Annotated in this window: 11 protein-coding genes; 3 read left to right on the top strand and 8 right to left on the bottom strand. The window is 68.3% G+C overall.

Going from position 1 to position 11,656, the window contains the following annotated elements; genetic code table 11:
* Together P7B02_RS19240 and P7B02_RS19235 are read left to right on the top strand one after the other, a co-directional pair.
* Positions 1 to 918 (top strand): diacylglycerol/lipid kinase family protein, encoded by a 918-nt coding sequence (locus P7B02_RS19240; RefSeq protein WP_277787984.1) that lies wholly within the window; start codon positions 1 to 3, stop codon positions 916 to 918.
* Positions 915 to 1,832, top strand: a complete 918-nt coding sequence (locus tag P7B02_RS19235; protein ID WP_277787983.1) for a hypothetical protein — start codon at positions 915 to 917, stop codon at positions 1,830 to 1,832. The genes P7B02_RS19240 and P7B02_RS19235 overlap by 4 nt, the downstream gene beginning before the upstream one ends.
* Before the next feature lie 40 nt (positions 1,833 to 1,872).
* Here P7B02_RS19235 and spt read toward each other — a convergent pair whose 3' ends face one another.
* The 8 genes from spt to ogt form a co-directional block, all read right to left on the bottom strand.
* Positions 1,873 to 3,093, bottom strand: coding sequence for a serine palmitoyltransferase (spt, locus tag P7B02_RS19230; RefSeq protein ID WP_277787982.1), 1,221 nt, complete (start codon positions 3,091 to 3,093; stop codon positions 1,873 to 1,875).
* A 3-nt stretch (positions 3,094 to 3,096) separates the two neighbouring features.
* Positions 3,097 to 3,348 carry an acyl carrier protein gene (locus P7B02_RS19225; protein ID WP_277788037.1) on the bottom strand — a complete coding sequence of 84 codons (252 nt, stop codon included), beginning with the start codon at positions 3,346 to 3,348 and terminating at the stop codon, positions 3,097 to 3,099.
* 93 nt (positions 3,349 to 3,441) lie between these two features.
* Positions 3,442 to 4,383, bottom strand: a complete 942-nt coding sequence (locus P7B02_RS19220; protein WP_277787981.1) for an NAD-dependent epimerase/dehydratase family protein — start codon at positions 4,381 to 4,383, stop codon at positions 3,442 to 3,444.
* 1 nt (position 4,384) lies between these two features.
* Positions 4,385 to 6,091, bottom strand: a complete 1,707-nt coding sequence (locus P7B02_RS19215; protein ID WP_277787980.1) for a fatty acyl-AMP ligase — start codon at positions 6,089 to 6,091, stop codon at positions 4,385 to 4,387.
* 20 nt (positions 6,092 to 6,111) lie between these two features.
* Entirely contained in the window at positions 6,112 to 7,440 is a 1,329-nt protein-coding gene (locus P7B02_RS19210) for a lipopolysaccharide biosynthesis protein (RefSeq protein ID WP_277787979.1), read from the bottom strand.
* 6 nt (positions 7,441 to 7,446) lie between these two features.
* Positions 7,447 to 8,205 carry a sterol desaturase family protein gene (locus tag P7B02_RS19205; protein ID WP_277787978.1) on the bottom strand — a complete coding sequence of 253 codons (759 nt, stop codon included), beginning with the start codon at positions 8,203 to 8,205 and terminating at the stop codon, positions 7,447 to 7,449.
* Entirely contained in the window at positions 8,202 to 9,389 is a 1,188-nt protein-coding gene (locus P7B02_RS19200) for a glycerophosphotransferase (protein WP_277787977.1), read from the bottom strand. The genes P7B02_RS19205 and P7B02_RS19200 overlap by 4 nt, the downstream gene beginning before the upstream one ends.
* A 72-nt stretch (positions 9,390 to 9,461) precedes the next feature.
* The gene (gene ogt, locus P7B02_RS19195) at positions 9,462 to 9,983 is read right to left on the bottom strand and encodes a methylated-DNA--[protein]-cysteine S-methyltransferase (RefSeq protein WP_277787976.1); all 522 of its coding nucleotides are present in this window, start codon (positions 9,981 to 9,983) and stop codon (positions 9,462 to 9,464) included.
* A 120-nt stretch (positions 9,984 to 10,103) separates the two neighbouring features.
* On the opposite strand from ogt, the gene P7B02_RS19190 reads away from it, so the two are divergent.
* Entirely contained in the window at positions 10,104 to 11,564 is a 1,461-nt protein-coding gene (locus P7B02_RS19190; RefSeq protein WP_277787975.1) for a DNA-3-methyladenine glycosylase 2 family protein, read from the top strand.
* Positions 11,565 to 11,656 lie beyond the last annotated feature (92 nt).

The raw sequence follows: 11,656 nt of genomic DNA, 5'->3' as shown, positions 1-11,656 counted from the left end.
ATGATCCCCGGCGTCATTCGTAATCCCAAGAGCCACGGCAACCGGGGCGTCGGCCCGCTGGGCGCGGGCGACGGCGCATGCCTTTTCGCGGAGCCCTCCACGCCGGAGGATCTGGCCGAGACCCTGCGCCGCTTCGCCAAGGCTGGCGTCTCTCTGCTGGTCATCGACGGCGGCGACGGCACGGTGCGCGAAGTGCTGACCGCCATGCCCGAGGCGTTCGGCAAGCGTCAGCCGCTGGTGGCGGTGCTGCCGTCGGGCAAGACCAACATGCTGGCCCTGGATCTGGAGGCCCCGCGCGACTGGTCGCTGCAGGACGCCCTAAAGAAGGCCGAGGCCAAGGCGCCGGTCACCAAGCAGCGCTCGCCCATGCTGATCACCTGGCCGGAAGGCGGGCATCCGCCGCTGCAGGGGTTCATCATGGGAGCCGCCGCTTTCGTGCGGGCCACCAACATGGCCCAGACGGTCCACGCCTGGGGCGCGTTCCATAACCTGGCCGTGGCGGTGACCCTGATGGGCGCGGTGTTCCGCACTCTGACCGGGGACGAAAGCTATGCCTGGCGCGGCGGCGTGCCGATGCGCGTGGCCGCTGACGGCGAGGCCGGCTACGTGCGCTCGCGCTTCGTGTTCCTGGCCACTGCGCTGAAACGCATGCCGTTCGGGCTGAAGCCCTTCGGTGAGCCGCGTTATGGCCTGAAGTACCTGGACGTGGACGCCCCGCCGAACCGCCTCCACAAGGCGATCCCCAAGCTGCTGAAGGGCACGGGTACGGAAGAGCTGGCCGCCGCCGGTTATCGCCGCGGCGACGCCGAGGTCCTTAACCTGTGGATTCCCGAACCCTTCGTGGTCGATGGCGAGATTTATCCAGGCGGTGCGGTTGAAATCCGCCTGGCCGCTCCCGTGACCTTCCTCGCCCCATGAGCGAGCTGTCCACCCTCGTCGGCGAAGAGCTTCGCCAGCCTGTCCTGCCGCAGATCCGCGCCTTCGCCGAGCATCTGGCGACGCGCGACGGCGTTCGGGCGGTGCTGTTCTACGGCTCGATCCTGCGCACCGGCGATCTGGACGGGGTGCTCGACTACTACCTGCTCAACGACCGCCCGGGCCGTCGCGGACCGTTCGGCCTGGCCAGCCGCTGGCTGTGGCCGGACGTGAGCTATCACGAGCTGGAGATTGAAGGATGCGTCCTGCGGGCCAAGGTCGCCAGCATGAGCCTGGAGCAGTTTCGGGCCGCCGCCGAGGGGCGGCATCTGGACACCACGATCTGGGCCCGCTTCGTCCAGCCGACGCGGGTGGTCTGGACGGCCGTCGGCGTGGCCGGGCCGCAGGTGGAGGGCGCCGTCGCGGCGGCCGCCGTCACCGCCGCCCGCTTCGCCGCCGCGCTGGGGCCGGAGAAGGGCTCCGCCGATGATTTCTGGGCCGCCCTGTTCCGTCAGACCTACGCCGCCGAACTGCGGGTCGAGGCGCCGGGGCGTGAGCGCTCGATCCTCGACGTCGACCCCGCGCGCTATGCGGAGCGTCTGACCGCCGCGTGGCGAGCTGACGCCCTGGCGTTCACCGAGACAAGCGGAGAGCTGTCGCCGCAGCTCAGCGAGGCGGAGCGCCGCCGCATCCTGCGCGCCTGGGCCCTGCGCCGGACCATGGGCAAGCCGCTGAACGTGGCGCGCCTGATCAAGGCCGCCTTCACCTTCGAGGGGGCCGCACGCTACGCCGCCTGGAAGATCGAGCGGCACACGGGCCTGCCCGTACCCCTGACCCCCTGGCGCGAACGGCATCCGGTGCTGGCGGCGCCGGGTGCGATCCTGAGGCTCTGGAAAGCAAAACGCGCCCGGTCCTGAGGACGGGCGCGTTCCGCGTTTTTCAAACTGTCTGAAGCGCTTAGGCCGTGGCGGCGCGCTTCACGTCGCTGTCGATCAGGCCGAAGGTTTCGCCCACCTGCTTGAACATGGCCAGCACGGCGTCGATCTGCTCGTCGCTGTGGGCGGCGCTGACGCTGGCGCGCAGCAGCGGGCGAGCGTCCGGCGTGGCCGGCGGCAGGGCCAGGTTCATGTAGACGCCGGCCTGCATCAGGGCGTTCCAGACGCCGATGGCGACCGGTTGGTCCGGCAGGGCGATGGCGACGATCGGGTTGCAGGTCGGGCCGGTGACGAAGCCCATGGCGTTCAGGCCGTCGAACAGGCGCTGGGCGTTGTTCATGACGCGCTGGCGCAGGCCCGGATCCGACTCCATGCGATGCAGGGCGGCGGTGGTCGAGGCGACCGTGGCCGGGGGCAGGGAGGCGGTGAACATGTACGGACGGCAGGTCACGCGCATGACCTCGAACCCGTCGAGGTTGGACACGCAGAAGCCGCCGATGCCCGCCAGGCTCTTGGAGAAGGTGCCGACCACGAAGTCGACGTCTTCCTCGACGCCCACCACCTCGGCCAGGCCGCGGCCCTTTTCGCCGAGCACGCCCATGGAGTGGGCTTCATCGACGAGCAGGTAAGCGCCCATCTCGCGCTTGATGGCGACCATCTCCTTCAGCGGGGCGACGTCGCCCAGCATGGAGTAGATGCCTTCGACCACGATCAGGCGTTCGCCCGGGACGTCCTTCAGGCGCTTCAGGCGCTTGTAGAGGTCTTCCGGGTCGTTGTGGCGGAAGCGGATGACCTCGGCCATGCCCAGACGCGAGGCGTCGTAGATCGAGGCGTGGCTGTCGGCGTCCAGGATCAGGTGGTCGCCGCGGCCCACCAGCGTCGACAGCATGCCCAGATTGGCCTGGTAGCCGGTGGTGAAGACCATGGCGTGCTTGCGGCCGTAGAAGCGGGCGAGCTCGCGCTCCAGCTTGCGGTGGCCGTCGAAGTTGCCGTTGGCGATGCGCGAGCCGGTGGTGCCGGCGCCGCTGTCATGCAGCGCGGCGGAGGCAGCCTCGATCACCGACCGGTCGAAGGTCAGGCCCAGATAGTTGTGCGACCCCAGCAGGATGGTGCGGCGGCCGTCGATGATCCCCTCGGTCGGCGACAGGACCTGTTCGAACTTCACGTTGAACGGATCAGCCCCGGCGTTGCGGATAGCCTCGTAGGCCTGGGCATAGGCCAGGTGCTTGTCGAAAAGGCCCATGTCCTAGTTTCTTTTCTTGAGGTCTTTGATGAGGCCGGCGAGCTGGCCGGCGGTCTGGACGTCGGCGAGACGATCCAGCGGAATCGAAAGGTCGAACGCGTCCTCAAGCTCCATGACGATGTTCATCAGAGCGAGGGAATCCACTTCGAGATCGCGCATGATATCGGTGTCCTCGGACACCTCGACGCTGCGGCCGAGCACGGTTTCAGCCGCGCGGCCAATTTCGCGAAGGGTAAGATCGGTTACTGTTTCCAACGGTGACGCCAGCCCGTGCATGGTGAAGGTGTTCAACAGCCCCCGCTGCCGTGACACCATTGTAACAAAAACGTGGGCGGTTGAACGTCAAATTTAAAGGGGGGGCAACCAGCCGTTCTTGCGATACCACGACACGGTTTGCACGAAACCTGGTTTCAGACCCCATTGGGGTGCGGGAAGTCGCCCATTGTGCTCTTTAAGCGACACTGACCAGTCGGGATGAAGGATTTCGCGGGCCTTCTCCGAGGTCAGCATGGCGGCATTGCTTCCTTTGGCCGCAAGGCTTCCGAGCATGCCGACCAGCTTCACAACGCCTCCGGGAAGCTTGACCAGAATAGGCTTGCGGCCGACCGCCGCCGAGGCGGCCTCCATCAATTCCACCCAGCTGTAGCCGGCGAGATTTTCGTCGCACAGGGTCGCCAAGGCGCCTGGTTTCTCATCACTCGCCACGGCGGTGATCTGCGCCGCCGCGTCCTCCACATGCACCAGGGCGATGCGGGCGTGCGAATCAAACACCGGTAAGAGCGGCGCCGTGGCGGCGGCCTTGAACAGGGCGAAGGTCTCGATGTCGCCAGGGCCGTAGATGGCCGGCGGGCGCACCACGGTCAGCCGCTCGCCCAGAAGCTTGGCCACGGCCTCTTCGCCGGCCCGCTTGCTGGCGGCGTAGTGGGAAAGCTGCGGCTCGCGTGCGACGAGGCTGGAGATCAGCAGGAACCGGGCCTTTGGCACCTTGCGGATCGCGGCCTGGGCCACGGCCACGGCGCCGTCGAGGTTCACGGCGTCGAATTCGGCCCGGCTGCGCGCCTTGATGAGGCCGGCGCAGTGGATGACCACATCGGCGCCGTCACAGAGGCGGTCGAGGGCGTCCTGATCGGACAGCGACCCTAGCACCAGCTCAGGTTCGATATTCCGCCACAGGGGATGCACCGGGTCGCGGCGCATCAGGCAGCGGACCTCGAACCCGGCCTTGGTCAGGGCGCGGACCAGATGGCGGCCGAGGAACCCGGTGGCGCCGGTGACCGCCGCCAGGGCCATGTCAGGCCGCTTCCGGCGTGAAGGCTCCGGCGATGTAGCTGGCCTTGGCCTTGGAGCGGCTCAGCTTGCCCGAAGAGGTCTGCGGCAGGGCGTGCGAACCCACCAACTGCACCCGCGCCTCAATGCTGTGCCGCACGCGCAGGACGTTGGCGATCTCTTCGGTCAGGGCGCTGCGCACCTGCGGATCGGAGCTGCGGCACTGGGCGAGAACCACGATGGCCTCTTCGCCTTCGCCGGCCACGGAGAAGGCGGCCACGTCGCCGCTGCGCAGGGTCGAGATCTCCGCCTCGGCGGTCCATTCCAGGTCCTGCGGCCAGATGTTGCGGCCGTTGAGGATGATCAGGTCCTTGGCGCGTCCGGTGATGACGATCTCGCCCTCGACGAAGTAGCCAAGGTCGCCGGTGTCCAGCCAACCGTCTTCGGACAGCACCTCGGCCGTGACCTCGGGCTGGCGGAAGTAGCCCTTCATCAGGCTCGGGCCGCGGGCGTAGATGCGACCGACACGGCGCTCGGGCAGAACCGAACCGTCGATGTCGCGAACTTCCAGTTCGTGATGCGGCAAGGCCGGGCCGCAGCGGGCGAAGGCGCGGGCCGGAACGTCGGAGGCGGCCGCCACGGCGACGCCGTCATGCTCCAGCTTGTGAAGGTCAAGCGCTTCGGCGACCAGGCCGCCGTTCAGCGGGGCCATGCTGAGGGCCAGGGTCGCCTCGGCCATGCCGTAGCTGGCGAAATAGGCGCGCTTGTCGAAGCCCACCTTGGCGAAGGTCTCGGCGAAGGCCTGCAGCGGCTTCATGCGGATCATGTCGCCGCCGATGCCGGCGATGCGCAGGCCCGACAGGTTCAGATGGTCGATGGCGGCGCTTTCGCCGCGGCGGGCGCACAGCTCGAACCCGAAGCTCGGGCTGTAGGTGATCGTGCCGCCGTTCTTGGTGATCAGGTCCAGCCACAACAGCGGGCGGCGGACGAAGGCGCCGGTGGGCAGCAGGTCCACCGACATCTGGCTCGACATCGGGCTGAGCAGGAAGCCGACCATGCCCATGTCGTGATAGAGCGGCAGCCACGAAACCGCGCGGTCCTCAGCCTTCACCTTCAGCCCGTCGCGGGTGATGGCCACGGCGTTGGCCATCATGGCGCGGTGCATGACCAGAACCCCGGTGGGGAAGCGCGTGCTGCCCGACGAGAACTGCAGATAGCAGGGGCTGTCCGGCGTAATGGCGGGCAGCTCGGCCGTGCCTTGGGGCAGATCCCGCATCAGGCCATAGGTCTTCACCCCGGCTTGCTCGGCCGCTTCCTTGACGAACTCCTGCATCGCCTCGGGGCCGAACACGGCCGCCGCGTCCGCCGACTGCAGCAGCCGGGCGATCTGCGCGATGTAGGGGGCGCGGCCGCCGAGCGCGGCGGGCAGCGGCAGGGGCGCCGGGATCACGCCGGCATATTGGCAGGCGAAGAAGCCGCGCACGAAGTCGCCGTCCGTCTCCGCGATCAGGCCCACGCGGTCGCCCGGCTTCAGGCCGCTGGCCAGCAGGCGCTGGGCCATGGCCAGGGCGTCGGTGCGCAGGGTCGAATAGGGCAGGGCTTCGACCAGCTCGCCACGCAGCGAATACAGGTTCATGCCTGTCGTGCAGGTGGCCGCGTAGTCGAGCGCCTCCGTCAGGGTGGCGAAGTCGGCGTGGCGCAGGGCGCGGTCAGGAGCTGTGGGCGTGATCATCAGTCGGGGTTTCGCGCGCTTTAGACAGCGCTATCAAGTGGTTTGATTTCGGGATTGAGGCGTTGGCCGCGACGCAGCGCCCATAGCATGCCCAGGCCCATAAGTATCCCCGCGCCGACAAGTGCGGCGCCGGCGCCGTTCGGCCCCCAGGCGCGGACGACCGGAACCAGCAGGCCAAGATAAAGGACGCAGACGCCCAAACGGACGCGCAAGGCGGCGCCTGCTTGACCCAGGGAGACAAGCATCGGCTCCAACGGCAGGGCCCAGATGGCGACCACGGCGGCGGCCACCTGCCAGACCATGACCTCCTCGGCGTCAGCGAAAGCCGGCCCCATGACGATGGTGAGGATCGGTCCGCCCGCGAAGATGGTGACCACCAGCAGCAACGTGGCGATGCCGCCGCCCAACAGGCCGACCTGGACCGCCAGCTTGGTCATGGCAGCCTCGCCCTTGGCGGCGCGCAGGCGGGCCAGTTCCGGATAGAGGGCGGGGATCAGCAGCTTGGCGGGCTTGGCCAGGGCGTCGGCCACCTGCCGGCCCACGCGCCACAGGGCGGCGGGCGCCGGCCCCATGACCGCGCCGATCACCAGGGTGACCACATGGGTGAACATGACGTCCACGGTGGCGCTGAAATTTGTGGCCCAGGCGAAGCGCCAGGCGCCGGGCATGCCGGCGGTCAGCGGGCCTTTCCAGCTCCAGTCGGACAGCAGGTTGCGTTGAGCCATCTCACGCACCGAGACGATGGCGAGATAGACGAACTGGGCCACCGTGCCGGCGGCCCAGACCAGCAGGAAGGCCTCCAGCGGGGCGTTCATCCACCAGGCGATCAGCCCGCCAGCCAGACGGACCGCGGACTGGATGGCGAACTGCGCCGACATCAGGTCGAAGCGGTTGAACAGGCGCAGCAGGCCAAGCGGCGTCGCCGGCGCCATGGCGATGATCGACAGGGCGTAGAGCGCGGCGGCCGGCGCTTGGGCGACGGTCCAGCCCAGCTCCTCGTCGAACACGATGGCGCCGGCGATGCCCAGCACAACGCCGACCAGACCGCTGACGATGTCGAGGAACACTGTGAAGCGCACCACGCGCTGGAAGTCGGCTTTGCGCCCCTCCGCGAAGGGGGCCGCGCCATAGTTCAGCACGGTCTGCCAGGACTGGAACTTCACCGCGTCGCCCATGAGTTGGGCGAAGGCGTTGATCAGGACGAGCACGCCCAGGCCCGACGCGCCGAGCGCGCGGGCGGCCACCGCCATGTAGGCGAGGCTGATGACTGCGTTTACGACCCGACCGCCGAGGAGGACCCCCGTATTGGTCAGGACGCGGCGCAGCAGGCCTGTCGTCGGGATCTGCACCTTGTCCTAGCGCCGGGGCGTGTCGCCGGAAAGCTCGGCGACCCAGGGGTAGCGCTCGGCCTCTTCGCCGTCATAGCCCAGGTTGAACACCGTCGGGCTGCGCGGGCGCTCCTTGGCGCCATACAGCGTGCCGAGCAGGGCGTCGGGCCAGTAGGTGATGATCCCGTAGTTGCCGTTCTCGTTGTGGAAGTGGTGGGCCATGTGCAGCATCTTGATGCGGGCCAGCCACTTGTTCTTCGGGATGTAGTTCAGGTGTTGGATGCAGTGGCAGAACTCGTACACGCAGGTCATCAGCAGGCCGGTGGCCAGTGCCGTGAACGCCGCGCTCCAGCCGCCGATCAGATAGCCCACCGGCACCGTGGCCAGTGAGATGGTCGGCAGGGTATTGGTCAGCGAACCGAACAGCACGTCCATGCGGTTGGGCTGCTGGTGGTGATCGTAGTGGATGCGCTTCCACAGGGTGGCCGACCACTTCATGCGGTACAGCCAGCGGCCGTGCAGGATCCAGCGGTGCAGGCCGTACCAAACGACCGGATACAGGAATTGCGCCGCGGCGAAGGCCGCCAGCAGGCGCCACGGCTGCACGCCGGCGCTGGTCGCCACCGCGCCCCAGATCGCCGCCGCCGACAGCACCAGGTAAACCAGCACGGCCGGATAGGTGAAATAGACGATGGTCAGGCGCTTCATATCCATGCGCCCGAGGTCGTAGCGCAGGGCGGCGTCACGGATCCGCTCGAGAGCGGCGGGGGAGGTGTCCTTGGTCATGATGGCCGCGTTTGCGCCTTCTCGAGGCATTTCGCAACGGCCTGGGCCGCGCGCAGGGATGAGGGTTCTGGTCGCAGGTCGAAGGTTTCGCTGAGACCAGCCTGCTGCTCAGGTTCATAGGCCGCCCGTTCGGCGAAGGCGCGATCGACCGTGGACAGCACGTCGTCGACGCTTTCCGCCACCGGACCGAACGCCCAGTGGCGGTAGTCCTGGTTGTCGCGCCAGGCCACGCCATGGGCGTTGAGGAACGCCGCCGGCCGGGGCTTGCGGAGGAACTCGTAAATCTGGCTGCTGACGTCGCCCAGATAGGCGTCCGCCAGGGTGGTGTAGGTCATGTCGATGGTCGCCGGCCCGCCCAAGTCGATGCGGATATTGGGATGACCCTTGAACTTCGCCAGCCTTGCGCGGTCTTGAATGTTGGCCCCGTCGAAAAGACGGATGTGCGGGGCGAAGACCAGATTGTAGCGGTCCTGGGCGGCGAACTGCTCCAGAACCTGCATGCCCCAGGCCGGCCAGGAGCTGATTTCTGGATCGAAGTGAGGATTGTAAACCACGGTCGGCCGGTCGTTCGCGAACAGCCGGGTCTCGCTGGGCGGCACGGCGTCGATCAGGTCGAACTTCGGATAACCCACCACGGCGCATCGTTCCGGCGCCACGAGGCCGGTGTCGACCATGCGGGCGCGGTACTTCGGTCCAGAGGCCATGACGAGGTCGAAGACGCCAAGGCGCGGCTCGAACGGGCCGCCCCGGTCGCCGGCGCCATGCTGGGTGTAGATCAACTGCGGCCGCGTCAGGCCCAGGCGGCGGACCATGGCCGTCGTCCGCTCGGGCGTGACGATGGCGTCGTAGCGGGCGAGCACGCGCAGGTTCGCCGCAAGCATCAAGGCCTTGGGCGGGGTGGAGGCGCCGGGACGGCGCAGCTTGCGCAACGGCGCGGGCCCGAGGAGCTTCAGCTTGATCGGTGCGCCGCCCAGCTTGGCGATGACCTCGCGCAGGTAGGTCAGGTGCCGAGGCGTGACCGCCAGGGCGTGAACTTCGATCTCGGGCCAGCCGCGCGCCAGCTCCACCGCAATGGTGATGCTGTGCAGGATCTGGTGCCATTGGGCGATGTAGAGAAACGCCACGCGGCGCTTGCGTTTGACGGGATTAGAGCGCCCTGACGCGCCGCCCTTGATCTGCTTCACTGAACTGCACCGAGCCCCACCCTCGAGCGGTTCATCCCACACGCGGAGGCGGACGACAATCGGTCGTGCGCGTCAGCGGTGCGGCGCGCTCTCATGGGCCAGCAGCCAGCGCTTGCGCTCCAGCCCGCCGCCATAGCCGGTGAGCGAGGCGTTGGAGCCGATCACCCGGTGGCAGGGGACAACGACGCCAACCGGATTGGCTCCGTTCGCGGCGCCGACAGCCCGCACGGCCTTGGGCTTGCCGATGGCGGCCGCGAGGGCGCCGTAGCTGACGGTCTGCCCAGCCGGGATGTCCCGCAGAGCCTTCCATACCGCGCGTTGGAAGTCCGTGCCGCCGGTCTCGGTGACCAGACCGTCGATGGCCGACAGGTCGCCGGCGAAATAGGCGCGCATGGCGTGGCTGGCGGCTGAGGGCGCGCCGGCCCGGGGTTTGATCGCCGCCGGCTGGCGGTACTGGGATCTCAGCAGCCGAAGCATCCGCTCTTCGTAGTCGACCCAATCCAGGGCGCGCAGACGATCTTGACCATCCGTCAGCAGGATCAGGGTCCCGACGGGCGTCTCAAGCGTCTCGGAGAGGAAGATCAGGGTGCTCATGCTCGGCATCATGGCGCAGGCCTCGCAACGATGCTCGCGGTTTTCGGACGCGAAGGATAGACGTACAGACATGTCCGAAAGCCGCCAGACAGGCGGGCTGACAAGGCGCAGGCTTGAACCATGGATCTCGATCAAGACGCCTGCTACCGCGCTGTCTCCACCCGCGACGTCCGCTTCGATGGGCGCATCTTCGGGGGTGTGAAGACCACCGGCATCTACTGCCGCCCGATCTGCCCGGCGCGCACGCCGAAGCGCGAGAACATGATCTTCTATCCGTCCGCCGCCGCTGCGCAGGAGGCCGGGTTCCGCCCCTGTCTGCGTTGCCGTCCGGAGACGGCGCCGGACCTGGGCGCCTGGCGCGGATCGTCCAGCACCGTGTCGCGGGCCCTGGGCCTGATCGAGGCGGGGGCCCTGGACAATGCGGATGTGGAGACCCTGGCCGGCCGTCTCGGCATGGGCGAGCGGCAGTTGCGCCGGCTGTTCAAGAGCCACCTCGGCGCGTCGCCCATCGCCGTGGCCCAGACCCGGCGTGTGCTGCTGGCCAAGCAACTGATCCACGAGACCCGCCTGCCTATGAGCGAGATCGCCCTGGCCTCGGGCTTCGGCAGCGTGCGGCGTTTCAACGAGACCTTCCAGCAACTGTTCGGCCGTCCGCCCAGCAGCCTGCGCAGGGCCCAGGGCGACGTCTCGTCCGGTCCGCTGGGCGAAGTGACCATCCTGCTGCGCTACCGGCCGCCTTATGACTGGAGCGCGATGCTGGATTTCCTGCGCGTCCGCGCCATACCGGGCGTGGAGGTGGTGGAGGCCAGCCGCTACATCCGAACCATCGATCTGGACGGCGCCCAGGGGCTGGTCGCCGTGGAGCCGGGCGAGACGAACGCCCTGAAGGCGACGATCCGCTTCCCGAAGCTGTCTTCCCTGCCGGCGATCATCGCGCGGCTGCGGCGGGTGTTCGATCTGGCGGTCGATCCGGACGCTGTAGGGCGTCATCTTTCCGCCGATCCCGTGCTCGCGCCCCTGATCGCCGCGCGGCCGGGCCTGCGAACGCCAGGCGCGTGGGATGGGCTGGAGCTGGCGGTGCGGGCCGTGCTGGGTCAGCAGATCACGGTGGTTGCGGCGATCAATCTGGCCGGAAAGATGGTTGCGGCCTATGGCGAGCCGCTGACGCGCCTCGATCCGGACTTCCCCGGCCTGACCCACGTCTTCCCGACGGCCGAGTGTCTGGCGGCGGCGGACATTGCAGCGCTGGGCATGCCCAGGACGCGGGGCGCTGCCCTGTCGTCCTTGGCCGCGGCGGTGGCGACCGATCCGCACATCTTCAGCACCCGCCGCAGCCTGGAGGAGGCGGTGGGGCAACTGAAATGTCTGTCCGGGATCGGCGAGTGGACGGCGCAGTACATCGCCATGCGCCAGATGCGGGAGCCGGACGCTTTCCCGGCCGCCGACATCGGCTTGATGCGCGCGCTGGCGGATGAGGCCGGCGTGCGGCCGACTCCGAAGGAGCTGCTGGCGCGCGCCGAGGCCTGGCGCCCCTGGCGCGCCTACGCCGCCCAGCATCTGTGGGCGGCGGACGCAGCCTAGACCCGAAGGTCTAGGTGTCGAAGCTATGAAGGTTGTTCACCCGGGGCGGTGCTGAGAGGCTGGGGTTGCGAAGCACCAACTCCTAGCTCCGG

Source organism: Caulobacter segnis (assembly GCF_029543125.1).
Lineage (GTDB): Bacteria > Pseudomonadota > Alphaproteobacteria > Caulobacterales > Caulobacteraceae > Caulobacter > Caulobacter segnis_D.
This window is presented reverse-complemented; position numbering and strand designations above follow the sequence as displayed.